The organism is Pseudomonas moorei (assembly GCF_042846945.1).
Lineage (GTDB): Bacteria > Pseudomonadota > Gammaproteobacteria > Pseudomonadales > Pseudomonadaceae > Aquipseudomonas > Aquipseudomonas moorei.
Window position 1 is genome coordinate 1197561 of the sequence record NZ_AP035776.1, and the last position, 17985, is coordinate 1215545.

Sequence of the window (17985 nt, forward strand, 5' to 3'; positions counted from 1 at the left end):
CTACACAAAAAACAGCGAGGAATAATCCATGCTCGAAGTCATTAACGACTTCCTCTCAGGGAAAGTACTGATCGTGCTCATTGTCGGGCTCGGTAGCTACTTCACGATCCGCTCGCGTTTCGTTCAATTGCGTCACTTCTTCCACATGTTCGCGGTGTTCCGCGACAGCCTCAAAAGCAGCGCCGGGCAACTCAGCTCGTTCCAGGCCCTGATGCTCAGCCTTGCCGGCCGTGTCGGTGCGGGCAACATCGCCGGTGTCGGCATCGCCGTGACCCTTGGTGGGCCAGGCGCGGTGTTCTGGATGTGGGTGACCGCGCTGGTCGGCATGTCCAGCAGCTTCTTCGAATGCTCCCTTGGCCAGCTCTACAAACGTGCCGATGCCGACGGCACCTACCGTGGCGGCCCGTCCTACTACATCCAGCACGGTTTGCAAAAACGCTGGCTCGGCATGCTCATGGCATTCCTGCTGCTGGTGACGTTCGGCTTCGCCTTCAACGGCCTGCAAGCCCACGCCGTGACCCACTCGCTGAACAATGCCTTTGGTCTGGACACGACTTACACCGGCATCGGCCTGGCCGTGCTGCTGGGCCTGGTGTTCATCGGCGGGATCAAGCGCATCGCCAAGGTCGCTGACCTGCTGGTGCCGGTCAAAACCCTGGTGTACATCGGCGTGACCGTCTATGTGATCGTGCTGCAGTTCGACCAGGTGCCAGGCATGCTGATGACCATCGTCAAAAGCGCCTTCGGCCTGGATCAGGCCTTTGGCGGCCTGATCGGCAGCGCCATCGTCATGGGCGTGAAGCGTGGCGTGTTCGCCAACGAAGCGGGCCTGGGCAGCGCGCCCAACGTGGCCGCTGTCGCGTCGGTCGAGCACCCGGTGGCGCAAGGTGTGGTGCAGGCATTCAGCGTGTTCCTCGATACGTTCGTGATCTGCACCTGCACCGCGTTGCTGATCCTGCTCTCGGGCTTCTACACCCCCGGCTTCGAAGGTGACGGCATCGCGCTGACCCAGAACTCCCTGGCCGCCGTGGTCGGTGACTGGGGCCGGATGTTCATTTCCGTGGCGCTGGCGTTGTTCGTGTTCACTTCGATCCTCTACAACTACTACCTGGGCGAGAGCAACCTGCGCTTCCTGATCGGTGAAAACCGCAAGGCGCTGATGGGCTACCGCGCGCTGGTACTGGTATTGATCTTCTGGGGCGCCATCGAGAACCTCGGCACCGTGTTCGCCTTCGCCGACATCACCATGACCATGCTGGCGTTCGTCAACCTGATCGCGCTGTTCCTGCTGTTCAAGGTCGGCATGCGCATCCTGCGAGATTACGACGACCAACGCACCGCCGGGATCAAGACGCCAGTGTTCGACTCCGCCAAGTTCCCGGACCTGGATCTGGACCGCAAGGCCTGGCCAGCCAATCCGCCGGCCGCCGCCCCTCAGGCACAGGCTGAGCCGCAAGGCGTACCCGCAGCGCAACGCTGACCGGTAAATGACGGGCGCATCCCATGCGCCCGTCAGTTAAAGTGCATTACCTGTGGGAGCGCGCCTGCTCGCGATAGCGGTTAATCATTCAACATTGATGTTGGCGGAATAACAGCTATCGCGAGCAGGCTCGCTCCCACATGTCATCTCTTGTGGAGACCTCCAGATGATCCCCAATTCCTGCCCTCCCGCCCAGCACGTCATGGTGCTCTACACCGGCGGCACCATCGGCATGCAAGCCAGTGCCCATGGCCTGGCACCCGCATCCGGTTTCGAAGCGCGGATGCGCGAGTACCTGCAAAGCCAACCGGAACTGGTGGTGCCGCAGTGGCGCTTTCGCGAGATGTCGCCCCTGATCGACAGCGCCAACATGACCCCGGCCTACTGGCAGCAACTGCGTGAAGCCGTGGTCGACGCCGTGGATGTGCAAGGCTGCGACAGCGTGCTGATCCTGCATGGCACCGACACCCTGGCCTACAGCGCTGCGGCGATGAGCTTCCAGTTGCTTGGCCTGCAGGCCCGTGTGTGTTTCACCGGGTCCATGCTGCCGGCCGGCGTCACCGACAGCGATGCCTGGGAAAACCTCAGCGGCGCACTGGTTGCCTTGGGCCAAGGTCTGGCACCGGGTGTGCACCTGTACTTCCACGGCGAGCTGTTGGCGCCGACCCGCTGCGCGAAAGTGCGCAGCTTTGGCCGTCATCCCTTCAAACGCCTGGAGCGTCAGGGCGGTGGTGTGAAGGCACTTTCGATTGCGCCGCAGCTGCATTACAACCAGCCCAAACAACTGGCGAATGTTGCGGTACTGCCGCTGTTTCCCGGCATCGGCGCCGAGGTACTGGATGGCTTGCTCGCCAGCGGTATTCAGGGGCTGGTGCTGGAGTGCTATGGCAGTGGCACCGGGCCGAGCGACAACCCCGGGTTTCTCGCCAGCCTGGGGCGAGCGCGGGACAAAGGCGTGGTGGTGGTGGCGGTCACGCAGTGCCATGAAGGTGGCGTCGAGCTGGATGTCTATGAGGCCGGCAGTCGCTTGCGCGGTGCCGGTGTGTTGTCCGGGGGCGGCATGACTCGCGAAGCGGCATTCGGCAAATTGCACGGGTTGTTGGGGGCGGGGCTGGAAATCGCTGAAGTGCGACGACTGGTCGAACTCGACCTCTGTGGCGAACTGGTCTGAGGTAAACAGGACTGGCTTGCAGCCTTGCAAGCCTTCCTGACCGTCGCCGCCAGGAAGGCTTGCCCTGTCACTTCAGTCTATGGATGTAAAAACACCTTCCTGGCCAGCGCAGGACTGATATTTTCACGCCATATGCGGGTCACTGCTTGGCCAGCCGCTTGTTGATCCTTCTGAAAATTCAGACCCTGGCGACGCTGCGCGACTGTTTTCAGATGGGCCTTGGTGAAGGATGCTGGCGCAGCCTCCTTTGTCGAGTAATGAAAATGTGCATACCACAGCACATTGTTGTTGGCGGTGTCGCGAATCTGGTACTCCTGCAAAAAATCAGTGCCTTTGCCTGCTGAGCTGTCGGTTCGCTCGCCGATCTTCTGGATGCGTATCTCTTCTTTCTCCCATAGATAATCCACTGCTCCCGCAGTCGGCTTCCGCGATTTGTACATTTCAATCCGTGTTTGCTGTGCCAGTTTCCGAAGATGCATGGCTGTATCCCTCAAGTCATCTACGATTGGCTTTAATGACACTTCACCCACTGGCCGGGTCAATTGCTCGATATCGTCGGCTACGGCTTCCAACGGGTCAGCCTGATTCATAATGAGCGTCTCTACGTCGGCCGGCGGGCGATCAGATTTGGACATCCGTCCGGCCTCAGCCAACTGCCCTTGGTATCCGGCCAATAGATCCTGCGCTTTTTTCTCCAGCTGCTTGAGCTTCCTTTTAGCCCGGACACTAAGCCCTGCGCCTCCCAGCAGACGCAGGCGGAAATCGAAGTTCCAGCGACCCTGCCCGTCACTTTTCAGCCAAGGCCCCCTGCGCGACGCCCCCCTGCGGATCCGTGATCACGACCCCGTCCAATGTGGGCGACACCCGAAACCAGTCATCTTCGACACGGGCATACCAGTACTCGCCTTGCTGATATAGCCCGCGAAACTCGCCGGATTCGACCACCGCATCTGCGCGCAACGGCTGCGAGAGCTTGAATGAGTTGAGATCGGCCAGCTGACGAGCTGATAACTGGCCTCGCGCAGTGTTCCAGCCATGAGAAAGCTTCGGTTCCCCGCCGAAAGGGCCGACAGGCCGCCTGTCGATTTTATTGTCGAGCGGGATGCGCTGATCGAGCGCGGTTTCGCCGACGACGCCAGACGCTTCGGTGTGCGCAATAGCAAGTACGGGCGAACCCGTATGCACCAGTATCAAGGCCAGGTTCATCAACACATCTGCCGCTGCTTCCAATCGATTCTCGGCATTTTCACGTTGAACAAACACTTCAATGCTCTTGGTGAGCTGGACCAAAAGGCCGATGGCTGCCAATGGACCGTCCAACAGTGGCTGTAGCAAATTGAACAATGCCCACCCGAAGTCCTTTACTTGATCCCAACGGGCCTCTGAGTTCGATACGGAATCACCTTTGGCCTGCTCAATGAGCGCTTGGGCACAAGACCGGTACAGCGTGCTGAACACATCAATTGCCAGCGGCCCGCTGGCGAGCGAAACACGTTGCGACTGGAGCGCGTCGAAGTCACCGAACACTACCCGTCCCTCGTGGGGCTCCACGAAGCCGCCGTTGGCATAGACGTGGCGAATCGAGGGTGCCAGCCCGGCAAGCACGCTGCGCTGCAATGATTCATTCTCCTGAATGGCAATCAATAGAGCTTCCCATGAGGCAAACTCGAGCATTGGCTCGTCCGAAGCAGGCCGGTAAAGAACATGTGGCCCACGTCCAAGCTCCTGCGGGCCGATCACAAACATGTTCAAGACGTAGTCAGCACTGGAGGCGGTTCCAACCTGGAACCCCAGCGGTCTGACCACCATGGCATGTCCCTCGACCTGGCGATCGACCATCTCCGATTGCAGGGCGGCGACTACCTGGCAATAGGCCGTATCCGACAAGCGCTGACGGATTTTCAACTCCAGGGCCAACAGCGGCAGCTGAATGTGCATGCTCGCGCGAAACTGTTGTCGTCGCTGGTTACACTCAGAAGGGTCGTCCAGCAATTTACGCTGCAACATGTCGGGATAACGCTGGCCGATGTCGGCGCGAGTGGTCAGTTCCCGCAGGTAGTCATACGTCAGCCACGGCGGTGGTTCACCGTTGCGATAATGAATCTGCGCTGGAACCAGGGGCAAGGCGCCGATGTTTTTCACCGCCAGTTGCGCAAAGGTCGAGCGGGTGGTCTGGTAGCGAGGCTCGGGGAATGGCGGGTCGATGATTTCGAATGTCGTGTTCTCCAATCGCTGCAGCGTCACCTCGATATCGCCCACATTGATAGACTTGCGGGCCTCATCGTCCTCGACCATCAGTGCCTTCAATGCCTGCTCGGCATATTCATGAATCGGGGCGATGTCCGACAGGTATGAGGCACCGGTTCGATTCCGGGCCGCCAGCATGGCCAGCAACCGGCTGTAAGTAGCGCGCTCCGCCGGATAAGCCTGCTTGAGCCATGACGGCAATAAATCTTCCAGGGTCGACAACCTGGCTTCATGGCCAGAACGAAAGGCACCGAGCAACATCGTCGGGCTACTGAGCTGGTCCAATCGTCGCTCAAGGCCAGGCAAGTCGACGAAGGCTGCGGGCTTGATCGTCGCAATCACCTGCAGCTGACGCTCGAGAAGGCTCAGGGTCAACGCCTCGAAAATGTCATGTTCCGCCCAGTAGTTTCTTAGCGACAGCTGCTGGCGGGCGCCAAACCATGATTGCACCATGGCTTGCTCGGAGCTGAACACTTCGATTCCGCCGGACAATGTGTACAGCAATGCAATGGTTCGCCCTTCCACCTTGCGAATCATCGACAGGACAATCACATCATCCGGCGTCGAGGTGCTGACGTCCTCGTACACATATGTCACGGCAGTCTCGGTCGCAGCTTCGCCCTGGACTGTTTCGCGCTGGGTACTGTCGGGGTAATCAAGTACGCTCTGGACCGTCAAAAATGGATCACCGGCAAGTGCCTGAGAGGCTATGAACAGTTGCTCCCGGAACAGTTCGCGAAGTTGTTGCCAGGCGCTGCCATCGTCCTCGTTCGATTGGCTCCAGAAGGCTGCCAGATCATGTTGATAGCACTCCAGTAACTGCGGCCCCCACTCATCGAGGACCTCCTGGATTTCGCTCAAATCGACGTCAATGGCCAGCGGAGTTGCTACGTTGGAATGCCGTGAGAGAACGCTCTTGTCACTGAATACTTTACAACTGCCCTGCCAGTAACTTTCGAGCAAAAGATCTGGCAGTCCATAGCTTTGATAACCAGCAAAGCTTGAGCCTCCCGGCGTTTCACTCCACCGAGGCTCGAGAATATCGTGCCGTTTCTCGCAAGGTCGGGCGATCGGCAAACAAGTGCAAAACGCTCAAGGCCTGTGAAACGACGTCAGCGTCCGGCCGAAGCCGATGCGGCGGGTGGGTGATGGTTGGGGTAACGTTTGAAGATGTCATGATTGAGGTCCATCCCTGGATACATGAAATGTCGTAACAACAGCCAACGCATAGGTGCGCGGCGACCGTGACCAAGATAAAAACCTCGCAGACACGGGGGGCGGTATCCGGGTATGGCGTCTGTAACCGCCGACTTCACCGGGCGTGCCGAAACCCCATTGGTCCGGTCCCGGCACACAACTTGCTCCCATTCCAGCAACCCAAGACTGGAAGTCGCCATGCTCCACTCCCACCTCACGACCCTCAACGCCGTCTCGCTGATCCTCAACACCTTCAAGGCCGAAGGCTTGTCCAGTGAGGCGCTATTGGCCGGCAGCGGCATCAGTGCCGCGGATCTGAACCGTGCCGACACGCGCATCACCACCAATCAAGAGATGCAAGTCTGCGCCAACGCAGTCGCACTCAAGCGTGACATCGGCCTGGAGCTGGGTCGGCGGATGCACGTGTCCTGCTACGGCATACTCGGCTATGCACTGCTCACCAGTGCCACCTTCGGTGACGCTTTGCGTCTGGCGATGCGATATCCGGCGCTGCTGGGAACACTTTTCGAATTGAGCCTGGAGGAGGATGGCGAGCGTGTCTGGTTCGTCGCGGCCGATTATCGCGAGAGCCCGGCGATGGCGGTGTTCAACGCCGAGTTCTGCCTGGTTTCGCTCAAGGTCATCTGCGACGACCTGCTCGGTCATCAGCTGCCACTGCTCGCTGCTCGCTTCGAACACGCCGCACCCGACTACGAAGCGACCTACGCCGAACACTTCGACTGCCCGCTGCATTTCGGGGCACGGGACAACGCCTTCGCCTTCGACAGGCGCTGGCTCGACCAGCCCCTGCCATTGGCCGACCTGATAACCCATCAAGCCATGGCCGAACGCTGCCGCAAACAGAACGTCGAGTTCACCGGACGCCAGGCGTGGCTGGGGCGAATTCGGCAACTGCTCAGCGCGCAACTGAATGCCGCGCCTGGGCTGGAGGGACTGGCCGAGCAAATGAATTGTTCGGCGCGAACCTTGCGTCGGCACCTCAAGGACCTGGGCTGCAGCTATCAGGAATTGCTCGATGAATTGCGCTTCGAGCTGGCCAAGCAAATGCTGTGCGAGGATCAGTTGCCGATCTATCAGATCGCCGAGGCCCTGGGTTTCAGCGAGACCGCCAGCTTTCGCCATGCCTTCGTGCGCTGGAGTGGTGTAGCGCCGAGCCAGTTCCGCCCGCAGCACCGGCCCTCGTAGGCGCTTGCCAGCGAAGAGGCCAGTGCATCCGGCACATCCACAGCGGCTGTAATGCCACCTTCGCAGGCGAGCCCGCTTCCACAGAGTCTGCATTCCACGCGCCATGCCAGGGCTTGGCGCATTAAAAAGGGGCGAATTTCGGTCAGATCTTTTGGCCATATAGATCCCCTTTTGGCCTTTCCTGCCATTCTCCAAAATCGTGCGCCCCGCAAGACTGTGTTCAACCCGAATCAGCTTGCGGAGAACAAGAAATGCTGACGATCTACTCGAACGATCACCATCTGCACCACGGCCGTTGTGAATTGATAGACGGGCAACTCAAGCCTTGCTTCGAAATGCCTTCGCGAGCCGACCACGTCCTGGCCCGCGTGCAAAACCAGAACCTGGGCCCGGTGGAAGCGCCCAAGGATTTCGGCCTCGGCCCCATCGAGCGCGTGCACAGCCGCGACTACCTCGATTTCTTCAAGGGCGCCTGGGCGCGCTGGACCGAGTTCAACACCGACGGTGACCTGCTGCCCTACACCTGGCCGGCCCGTACCCTGCGCCAAATCAAACCGGCCAGCCTGCACGGCCAGCTCGGTTATTACAGCTTCGACGGCGGTGCACCGATCACTGCCGGTACCTGGCAAGCCGCGTACAGCGCAGCGCAAGTGGCATTGACCGCCCAGGCGGAAATCCAGGCTGGCGCACGCAGTGCCTTTGCCTTGTGCCGTCCACCAGGACACCACGCCGCAGGCGACTTGATGGGCGGTTACTGCTACCTCAACAACGCCGCCATCGCCGCCCAGGCCTTCCTCGATCAGGGCCACAAAAAAGTCGCCATCCTCGACGTGGACTACCACCACGGCAACGGTACCCAATCGATTTTCTACGAACGCAGCGACGTGCTGTTCACCTCGATCCATGGCCATCCGGAAGCCGAATTCCCGTTCTTCCTCGGCTATGAAGATGAACACGGCGAAGGCGCGGGTGAGGGTTTCAACTTCAACTACCCGTTGCCCGCCGGAAGCGGCTGGGACACCTGGAGCGCCGCCCTGGAACAGGCCTGCAAAGAGATCGAAAGCTACGGCGCGGACATCATCGTTGTGTCACTGGGGGTCGACACCTTCAAGGACGATCCGATCTCGCAATTCAAGCTCGACAGCCCGGATTACCTGGCCATGGGCAAGCGCATCGCCGGCCTCGGCAAACCGACGCTGTTCGTGATGGAGGGTGGTTACGCGGTCGAGGAAATCGGCATCAACGCGGTGAACGTCCTTGAAGGTTTTGAAAGCGCTCAGTGAGGAATTAAAACAATGAAAAGGCTCAAGCGTTTTATCGTGCCAGCCCTGAGTGCCATGGTGCTCAGCGGTGCCGTGCACGCCGAAGAACGAACGTTGCGCGTCTACAACTGGTTCGATTACATCACCCCCAAAGCCCTGGAGGATTTCAAGGCGCAGAACACTCAGACCAAACTGGTCTATGACATCTTCGATACCAACGAAGCCCTCGAAGCCAAGCTGCTGACCGGCAACTCCGGTTACGACGTGGTGGTCCCGTCCAACGTGTTTCTCGCCAAGCAGATCGAGGCCGGAGTTTTCCAGCCGCTTGACCGCAGCAAACTGCCGAACTGGAACCATCTCGATCCCAAGCTGATGAAGCTGATCGAAGCCAATGACCCGGGCAACAAGTTCGCGGTGCCCTACATGTACGGCACCATCCTGATCGGCTTCAACCCGGCCAAGGTCAAGGCAGTACTGGGCGATGACGCGCCGGTCGACAGCTGGGACCTGATCTTCAAGGAAGAGAACATCAGCAAGCTCAAGCAGTGCGGCGTCGCCCTGCTCGACTCGCCGTCGGAGATCCTGCCGCTGGCCCTGCAACACCTTGGCCTGGACCCCAACAGCAAGAAGCCTGCGGACTACGACAAGGCTGAAGCGTTGCTGATGAAGATCCGCCCGTACATCACCTATTTCCACTCGTCCAAGTACATGGCCGATATCGCCAACGGTGACATCTGCGTCGCCGTCGGTTATTCCGGCAGTTTCTCCCAGGCCGCCAACCGCGCCAAGGAAGCCAAGAACGGTGTCGTCGTCGACATGCGCCTGCCAAAAGAAGGCGCGCCGATCTGGTTCGATATGCTCGCCATTCCAAAGGGTGCGAAGAACCCGGAAGACGCCTACACCTTCATCAACTACCTGCTGCAACCCCAGGTCATTGCACCGGTCAGCGACTTCGTCGGTTACCCGAACCCGAACAAGGACGCCACGGAGATGGTCGACCCGGCGATCCGCAACAACCCGAACCTGTACCCGACCGAAACGGCGATGGGCACGCTCTACACCCTGCAACCACTGCCGCGTGATGCCGAACGTGCGCGGACCCGGGCCTGGACCAAAATCAAGTCAGGCACCTGACACGTATCGCTTAAGCCGCTGACCCAGACCTGCGCGCGCGCAGGTCTTTTTTTGCCCGTGATATTTATTTACCGCCCTCACCTGCCTGCCCGTCACTACCTTGCAACGGATCGCGCGCCGAACGTTTTGCGATACCTGCGCGCCCCTCCACAAAGGATGTGACCATGCCCGACACTACCAGCCCTTCCGTTTTACCCGGCCTTTCCACCGACCAGGTTGCCCTGCTCACTCAATTGGTCACCGGCCCCTCGATCAGGGAAGTCGCCACCCGTGCGCTACAACCTGCCTTGAAAACGCTGTACCCGAACCTGCAAATCGACCCTCGGCTAGCCATGGTGGTCACGCCCACCTGGACTCTCCACGAACAGCGCGTCGAACCCGGACCACGGCACTTCGAATCGCTGACAGACGCACTGGTGCGCCATGGCGTAGCGGGAACGCCTGTGGTCTACCTCGACGGCGAGCACTACCTGACGCTGCACCCCCTGAAACAGACACCGGCACAACTGCCGGTCAGCATCGAAGCCATCGGACGTCTGCTCAATGAGCTGGCACCGCTGCTGTTTGTCGCGTTTCAGGAACAGCAGGTCGATTACTGGAATCAGTTCACTCGCGCATCGACTCCCCGCTGGCAGGAACTGTCCAGATCCTTGCGCGATCTGTGGAGCGTCGAGGCAAACCCGGACTGGGACACCGATCAACACGCCATGGCCGGCAAACTGTTCACCTACCCGGACAAAAGCGTTCGCCATTCCCATGACCCCTATCAGTCACGCGCCTGCCTGATCGACCTGGACGCCATGAGCGGTGCTGACTCGACCCACGTCAACATCCTCGACATGGCGGTACTGGTCGGAACACTGGGCACTCGAACCCTGGTCATTACTCACACCATCACCCGCGGTTTCCAGGCGTTCGACTCCCTGCAGGAACTGGGCGCGTCGTTGTTGACGGACGCCAATGGGCAAGTTCAGGGCAACGTTCTGCATTGGCGCCTGATCGAACCCCAGGGCAATTACTTCGACCGCCTGGCGTGCAATCTGATAGCCCTGCAAGCCGACGCAATCGGTGCGTTGGCCAACGAACCTGCAGCGAGCCACCCGGACGTTGCGCCCCACATCACCCGCGCTACCAGCGAGCTCGACCCGACGGACAAGCAGTCTTCCTCGCGTTTCAATCGGGTCGAGCAATCGCTGCCAGACTGGATGGCCGATGCGTCTTCCAGCGACCTCACCGCTTACAGTCGTCATCTCATGGATCTGGTGACGGTGCGCAATCAGAACGCCGGGAAGTCCTTTCAGGACGGGATCAAACCGATCCGCGAGTTTGCGCTGGATCAACTGCGCGAGGGCATGTTCAAAGATCATGCCGATGCGACAGGACTGAACCTGGCGGACATCGAGATCACGGTCGACAGCGTGGTGGTCTGGGGCAGCTTTGTGCCAATGGTAGAGCCCGAGCGCACGACCCTGAGCCTGGTCGACCTGGCACTGCAAAACCTGATTGCCCTGCCGCAGGGCAACAAATCCGTGCGCAGCACCAGCGCCGCCGCGCTGCCGAAATGGATGACTGTGAGTTACCTGGAGGAACTGATCGTTCGCGTCGACATCGGCCAGAACTACCCGGCGCTGATCAAAAGCGAGCTGCTCGGCGATCCCGTTGAAAGCCTGCGACGGCAGAACCTGTTCACCAGCCATTTGCGCGTCGAATTGCCGTTGCTGGCCTTGCAGTTGAAGATTCGCAAACAGAACGGTATCGATGAGACGGGTTATCGCTATGTCGCCGCAGTGGTCCAAGTGCTCGACGCCAATCGCTGGGTGGATGGCCAGGAGATCGTGATTCGCCCACTGGCCTTCACGCCTGGCTGGCGCGTCGGGGGGGCCAGCGATGAAGTGACCAACATGTTCGTGATCGGGCCCCGGCAGATGGACAAGGGGCCATGCCTGCTTTACCGGCCCATGCTTGAGCACTCGCTGAGCCAGTATCCGACACCGGCCAACCTGGTCTACACCATCAAGCACTCGCCGACATTGCGCCAATCCGTACTCGCCTGGCTGCCGGATGACGCCCGCGCCAACTACGCCAACTATGCGTTCACCGGCGATAGGCCTTCGGTCTGGAGCATTTCGCAACTGCTGGCCGACCCGCTGACCTCCCTGCAAATGAGCGGCCCCATCGCCCTTGGCCAGCGTGTCCTCAGCGGCGACTACCTGGCCACCTTGTATAAATCCAACGTCAATGCGCTGGTTGAATTGGCGCAACGGCAATCGCTGTCCAATGCGCAATATCGCTGGGCGACTTTCAAGCGCGTCGCCTGGGCGCTGCTTAATGCCACACTGCCCTTTCTCGGCCAAACCATCGGGACGACCGCGTGGATCTGGCAAGTGCTGGATGACGTGCAGCAAACGCTCGACGCTGCCGACAATGGCGATCAACAGCAGCGCAACTCAGCCATGACCGATCTGTTGCTGACCCTGTCCATGGTGCTTGTCCATCACGCCAGTACCCGTAATCCGCCCGTGCGCAGGATCCAGGAAAAGCCGATTGCAACAGCGGGCGAGCCCCCGGAAAAACCGGCCCTGCAAACTGTGAGCGTCGTGCAATTGCCCGACATCGCCAGCGAGCATCTTCCTGTGCTACATCGCCCGTCAGTGGCGACCGATGCTGTCCTGGACCTGACCAAAACACTGGATCGCTACAACATCACGCCACCCGAACCGCTGACAGCGCCCGACGGTGGCAACGACCTGTATCGCTACCTCTATCGAAAGGGAAACGCCTGTTACGCACCAGTAGGCGAGCGCTGGTTTGAGGTTGCCGTCGAGGACACCGGCGAAGTGTCAATCATCGACTCTCGTCAGCAGCCCACACGCAGCGGCCCGGCACTGATCAGCAATAAACGCGGCGAGTGGTTTGTCGACACACGCCTGCGCCTGCGGGGCGGTGGTCTGTCGAGCCGGCGCAAGGCAATGAAACAGCAAAACCGCGAGCGCATCGCCGAGCTCAAAAAGCAATTGGTCGAGTTTGACAACGAACGCGAGCGGGCACGTACAGAGCTGACGGACGCCCACAACGCCATGAAAAATTCGGTCGGCGACGAGGCTCTGCTGACCGCACAAACACAATTCCTGGAGAAGCTCGAACGACGCACCCAGGAATACGCAGTCCCCATCGAACAGTTGAAATCGCTGAACCTGCTGGAAACGGTGCCCAACTACCGGGCCGTCATGATCGAGATGCTCGGCACCCAATTGTTCTTCAACCAGACCTGGCTCGACCAACGCAATGCAACTTTCGCTCAAACCCTGAGGGAAACGCTGGCGCTGCTGGACGCTGAAGAAACGTCTGGGGGGGCCGGCGACCGCGCCACCTACCGGAAAATGGTCGACCTGACTGAGGGTATGATCGGGAAAATCGAGTTTGCACAATCGCAGTTCCAGGCGCTGAGCCGACTCGGCAGAAGTGCCGCCGAAGTAGCCAACACCTACCGGGCAAAATTACCGGCTTTCAGCCTTAACGATCTCAAGGCGCTTCAGGTCTCGCTGGCCCGCGACGCCTGCCTGAAGGAGGGAAACACTGTTGCGCTGAAGCAGGCCTACAGCGAATTCGCACGCCTGCTCGACACCGCCAACCTAGTTATCCAGACATCGCAGGAGTTGATGCTGGAAGGAGGCGCCTGGCTTGCAGCGGAACGCATCGAAGGCCTCAACGGGATGCTCGAACAATTTTCCGCCATTGATCAGTCATTCGAAGATTTCGCCCTCAGCCACAAGGACGCCGTGCTTGATCAACCGTTCAGGCACCTGCGCACACGGATCAGCGATTTCCAGCGGGACACCGAAGCCTTTCTGGCGCAGTTGCTGCGAGAGCAACGGCCAATGGAGCCGCGGCCCGGCGCCTCAAGGCCCGAACCTGCATCGCGCAAACGGGTGATCAAGACTCGCTTCAAGGGCACTGTGGTGGGCGAAGTACGTCCCTCGACATCAGGCCAACCGATACTGCTCGACGTCAAAGCACCCATGACCGGCAAGGTGATCGCCACCTTTCACGAAAAAACACCGGGCGTCTGGGTCGAGCGAGTAAAGCCCAGACGTCAACGCCCGTCGGCGCAGGTACCAGACCTGGAGACGCAAGTCGCTCAAGGTCAGACGCTGCTCGACAGCGTGGAAAGCTTCATCCGGCAAACTGAAACGAGCGCAAAAAAACCTGGCCGTATTCCGGTGGAAATCGAGGAGTTGTTCCAACAGAAAGCCGAGCAACTCGATAAAAGCGCCAAGGCACTGGAACAAATCCCGACCGGTTCGAATACAACGGCCTCGTCGACAACACTGGCTACACAATTGCGCGCAGCACGCGATCGACTCTACGCCGAGGGCTACCGGATTCGGGTCGACATGATCAAGCAACAGCCGCCCACGGCCGCGCGCGTCGAATGGCTATCGAGCAAGAATGAAATCGATATCGTGCCTAATGGTGAACGGCGTCGACTCAAAGGCCCGCGCAAGGATTACCTGCAGGAATACGAGATTCGCGAGCGAGGCACCGGGCAACCCCTGTGGTACGCCCACTTCCACTATGCCGGCCCCAACACGCCCACCGAAGCGTTTACCGCTGCCCACCTGAAACGGCGTGATCAACGACTGATGGCCGGGGCATTCGACCTGAGTTCGGCCTCCAGCAGTCAGGTGATCGCGGTCTATCGCAGCGAAATCAGCCCGCAACTGGCCGGTTCACTGTTCTTTTCAAAAGCCTTGAACGTCAAGAAGGACATTGGCGATGACTGAACAGCCAGCTCAGCGAACACGCCATACCGAACGTAATCGCTCCAGCGCCGCCCTGATCGCTTGCTCGGGCACCGCGGCAAAGCCCAGCACCAGCCCGGCGCGTTGATCGATCGGGGTGCTGGAGTCCGGCAGCCAATAACTGCTCAAGCCATTGATCTCGACATCGACACCCCGTGCCAATTCGATCAGCTCCTGCTCTCGCGCCACGCTATCGACCGGCACGGTCATGTGCAGCCCGGCGGCGACCGTGGGTAACGGGCCGACGCCGGGCATGTCCAGCGGCCAACCACCCAGCAACGTATTGCGCCGACTCAGCGCTGCGCGACGCATCCGGCGGATATGTCGCTGGAAGTGTCCCGCCGCCATGAACTCGGCCATCACCGCCTGGGTACTGACTTCCGAATGGCGAACATCCACCGCACGACGCTGGGCAAAGGCTTGCACCAGACCCGCAGGCAACACCAGGTAACCCAGGCGCAAGGCGGGAAACGCCACCTTGCCGAACGTGCCGACGTAAAGCACCCGGCCTTGCCTATCCAATGCCGCCAGGGGGGCCAGCGGGGCGCCGCTGTAGCGGTACTCGCCATCGTAATCATCCTCGACGATCCAGCCTTGCGTGCGCTCGGCCCAGGCCAGCAACTCCAGACGACGCGCCAGACTCATGACTACCCCTGTCGGGTACTGATGCGAGGGCGTGACGTAGGTCAGCCGGCAATCACTGAGCCCGGCCAGCTCGCCGCAGTCGATGCCCTCGCTATCCACGGCGACCCCGTGCAACCGCGCACCGGCGACGGCGAATGCATGACCCGCCGCGCGATATCCAGGATTCTCAATCGCCACCCCGTCGCCCGGCTCCACCAGCAACTGTGCACAAAGGCTGATCCCCTGCTGCGCACCACTGGTGATCACTATTTGCTCAGCGGTGCACTGCATGCCTCGCGAACTGCGCAAGTAGGCTGCGATCAACCCGCGTAATCGGGCATCACCTGCCGGGTCGCCGTAACACAGCTGCTGCAAATCGGGTTTACGCCAGAAAGCCGCATTCAGCTTGGCCCAGACCTCGAAAGGAAACAGATCGAACGCCGGAACGCCGACTCGAAAAGCCCGTGGCGGACCACTGGGCGGCATCGCTAAATGGTTCTTTTCAACACGCCCCAACGCGCCACTGTGGGTAACTTTGCTGGATGAAACCACAGGTAAATCCACCCGATTTGTGGATAAAGCTGTGGGTAAGCCTGTTGAAAACCCTGTGGATACTTTTGTGGATAGTTTTTTTACCGGTAATGCACTTTGCGGCAATTGCGCCACATAGGTCCCGTCGCCAACCCGCCCTTCGATAAATCCTTCGGCATAGAGTTGATCGTAGGCACGCACCACGCTGTTACGGGAAATCGCCAACGCCGCGGCCAGATCACGACTGGCCGGCAGTCGCGTACCGCTGGCCAATCGTCCGTCGAGGACGCGAAGGCGCAGAGCCTGATAGAGCTGGCGGCTCAGCCCCTGGCGACGGTCGAGTTCGATACCGGCGGGGTTGAACGACAGGGAAAGCGGCGCGTCCGTCATGGCAATGGACCTATGAAATTGGTCGTTAATGGCTCTTACAACAGACCAATAGCCTGCCTAGGATGCAGGCATTCGCCAAGGAAAATATCTCCATGTACACGCCACGCGCTTTTGCCATCGACGAGTTGTCCCAACTGCATGAACTGATCCTCGCCACCCGTCTCGCCATCTTGGTTACCCAGGGCGAGAGCGGCCTGCAAGCCAGTCATGTGCCGGTGCTGTTGCATTGCGAACAAGGCTCGAACGGCACGCTGTATGGGCATCTGGCCAAAGCCAACCCACAGTGGAAAGACCTGCGCGACGGTGCCGAAGCCCTGCTGATTTTTGCCGGTGCCGACGCCTACGTCAGCCCTGGCTTCTACCCGAGCAAGGCCGAACACGGCAAAGTCGTGCCAACCTGGAACTACGTCGCCGTACACGCCTATGGCCGAGCCGAAACCTTCAGCGATGGCGGGCGGCTGCTGGACATCGTCAGCACCCTCACCGACCGTCATGAAGCTGGCCGTACTCAACCGTGGTCAGTGGCCGATGCCCCCGCCGATTACATCGACGGCATGCTCAAGGCCATCGTCGGTTTCGCCATTCCCATCGACCGCCTGGAGGGCAAGCGCAAACTCAGCCAGAACCGCAGCGCCGCCGACATCGCTGGCGTACGTGAAGGCCTGGCCGCCAGCCCGGAAGTCAACGACCAGGCCCTCGCCCAATTGATGCGCTAAGGAAATCACCATGAGTCAAATCGAGATTCGCCAAGTCACCGCCGGTGATCACGCCGCGTGGTTGCCGTTGTGGCAGGCCTACCTGAATTTCTACAACACCGAATTGCCCGAGGCGGTCAGCGACAGCACCTGGCAGCGCCTGCTTGATCCAGGCGAACCGACCCATGCAGCCCTCGCGTGGGCCGATGGCAAAGCCGTGGGTATGGTTCACTTCATCTACCATCGTTCGAACTGGAGCATCGAAAACTCCTGCTACCTGCAAGATTTGCTGGTAGTGCCAGAAACCCGTGGCACGGGCGTGGGCCGCCAGTTGATCGAATTCGTCTACACCACAGCCAGGGCCGACGGTTGCTGCAAGGTGCATTGGCTGACCCACGAAACCAACGCCACCGCGATCCAGCTCTATGAGCGCATCGCCGAACGCCCCGGTTTCATTCAGTTTCGCAAAGCCATTTAAGGTTCAAGGAGAACAGCATGTCGACTTCACTCGCGGACTGGAAAGGCGTCCCGGCACCTTCGGTCCAACTCATCGAAGGGCGTTTCATCCGCCTGGAAAAACTCGACCCTGCGCGCCACGGCGACGACCTGTTCGAAGCCCTGCAAGGCTCGGGCGCCGATCTCAAGCTCTGGGACTACTTGCCTTACGGCCCCTTCCCCGAGCGCGGCGCGTTCAACGACTGGTTGAACAACCACGCGGCCAATAGCGACCCGTACTTCTTCAGCGTGATCGATAAAGCCACTGGCGAGGTTCAAGGCATTCTCAGCCTGATGTCGATCGTGCCGGCCCAGGGTCGCATCGAAATCGGCCATGTGACCTTCGGCGCGCCGATGCAACGCTCGCCAAAGAGTACCGAGGCGGTTTACCTGTTGGCCAAGGAATCGTTCGCCCTGGGTTACCGACGTCTGGAATGGAAATGCAATAACGCCAACGCCCGCTCCAAATACGCAGCCGAGCGCCTGGGGTTCAGTTTTGAAGGCGTGTTTCGCCAGCACATGGTGGTCAAGGGACAGAACCGTGACACAGCGTGGTACTCGATCCTCGATTCGGAATGGCCGGCGATTGGAGCGGGATTTGAGCGCTGGTTGAACGATGAGAACCAGACGGAATCGGGGCAGTTAAAGACATTGGCGCAATGTCGGGAATAAGAGCCCAACGGGACTTCGAACCAATACAAGCGAGCTTGCTCGCGATGGCGGAGTAACCTTCAACACACGCGTTGACTGA

The 17985-nt window shown here is 60.0% G+C and carries 12 protein-coding genes; 9 read left to right on the plus strand and 3 right to left on the minus strand.

Annotated features, from left to right (window positions below; translation table 11 throughout):
* The first annotated feature begins 28 nt into the window (after positions 1-28).
* Together ACGJAX_RS05725 and ACGJAX_RS05730 are read left to right on the plus strand one after the other, a co-directional pair.
* Entirely contained in the window at positions 29-1480 is a 1452-nt protein-coding gene (locus tag ACGJAX_RS05725) for an amino acid carrier protein (protein WP_390957792.1), read from the plus strand.
* A 166-nt stretch (positions 1481-1646) separates the two neighbouring features.
* Positions 1647-2651 (plus strand): asparaginase domain-containing protein, encoded by a 1005-nt coding sequence (locus tag ACGJAX_RS05730; RefSeq protein WP_390957794.1) that lies wholly within the window; start codon positions 1647-1649, stop codon positions 2649-2651.
* Between the two features lie 77 nt (positions 2652-2728).
* Here the strand turns inward: ACGJAX_RS05730 and ACGJAX_RS05735 are convergent, their stop codons facing one another.
* A complete protein-coding gene (locus ACGJAX_RS05735) occupies positions 2729-3286 on the minus strand; it encodes a hypothetical protein (RefSeq protein ID WP_390957796.1) in 558 nt (185 codons plus the stop codon).
* 151 nt (positions 3287-3437) lie between these two features.
* Positions 3438-5861: a dermonecrotic toxin domain-containing protein gene (locus ACGJAX_RS05740; RefSeq protein ID WP_390957798.1), complete on the minus strand. Its 2424-nt coding sequence runs from the start codon at positions 5859-5861 to the stop codon at positions 3438-3440.
* Positions 5862-6293: 432 nt separating this feature from the next.
* On the opposite strand from ACGJAX_RS05740, the gene ACGJAX_RS05745 reads away from it, so the two are divergent.
* From ACGJAX_RS05745 to ACGJAX_RS05760, 4 genes are all read left to right on the plus strand, one after another.
* On the plus strand, positions 6294-7301 hold the full coding sequence (locus ACGJAX_RS05745) for an AraC family transcriptional regulator ligand-binding domain-containing protein (RefSeq protein WP_390957800.1): 1008 nt from the start codon (positions 6294-6296) through the stop codon (positions 7299-7301).
* A gap of 251 nt (positions 7302-7552) precedes the next feature.
* Complete coding sequence (locus ACGJAX_RS05750; protein WP_247255257.1) at positions 7553-8584, plus strand: histone deacetylase family protein; 1032 nt, start codon at positions 7553-7555, stop codon at positions 8582-8584.
* Between the two features lie 12 nt (positions 8585-8596).
* Positions 8597-9697 (plus strand): polyamine ABC transporter substrate-binding protein, encoded by a 1101-nt coding sequence (locus tag ACGJAX_RS05755; RefSeq protein ID WP_090326756.1) that lies wholly within the window; start codon positions 8597-8599, stop codon positions 9695-9697.
* A gap of 164 nt (positions 9698-9861) precedes the next feature.
* The gene (locus ACGJAX_RS05760) at positions 9862-14481 is read left to right on the plus strand and encodes a hypothetical protein (protein ID WP_390957804.1); all 4620 of its coding nucleotides are present in this window, start codon (positions 9862-9864) and stop codon (positions 14479-14481) included.
* A 9-nt stretch (positions 14482-14490) separates the two neighbouring features.
* Here the strand turns inward: ACGJAX_RS05760 and ACGJAX_RS05765 are convergent, their stop codons facing one another.
* Positions 14491-16044: an aminotransferase class I/II-fold pyridoxal phosphate-dependent enzyme gene (locus ACGJAX_RS05765; RefSeq protein ID WP_390957805.1), complete on the minus strand. Its 1554-nt coding sequence runs from the start codon at positions 16042-16044 to the stop codon at positions 14491-14493.
* 92 nt (positions 16045-16136) lie between these two features.
* Here ACGJAX_RS05765 and ACGJAX_RS05770 point away from each other — a divergent pair, with 92 nt between their 5' ends.
* From ACGJAX_RS05770 to ACGJAX_RS05780, 3 genes are read left to right on the plus strand one after another with little or no spacing between them, the layout of a single operon-like run.
* Positions 16137-16760: an FMN-binding negative transcriptional regulator gene (locus tag ACGJAX_RS05770; protein ID WP_090326763.1), complete on the plus strand. Its 624-nt coding sequence runs from the start codon at positions 16137-16139 to the stop codon at positions 16758-16760.
* A 10-nt stretch (positions 16761-16770) separates the two neighbouring features.
* Positions 16771-17217: a GNAT family N-acetyltransferase gene (locus ACGJAX_RS05775; RefSeq protein ID WP_247255253.1), complete on the plus strand. Its 447-nt coding sequence runs from the start codon at positions 16771-16773 to the stop codon at positions 17215-17217.
* Between the two features lie 17 nt (positions 17218-17234).
* The gene (locus tag ACGJAX_RS05780; protein ID WP_390957806.1) at positions 17235-17906 is read left to right on the plus strand and encodes a GNAT family N-acetyltransferase; all 672 of its coding nucleotides are present in this window, start codon (positions 17235-17237) and stop codon (positions 17904-17906) included.
* The last annotated feature ends 79 nt before the right edge of the window (positions 17907-17985 follow it).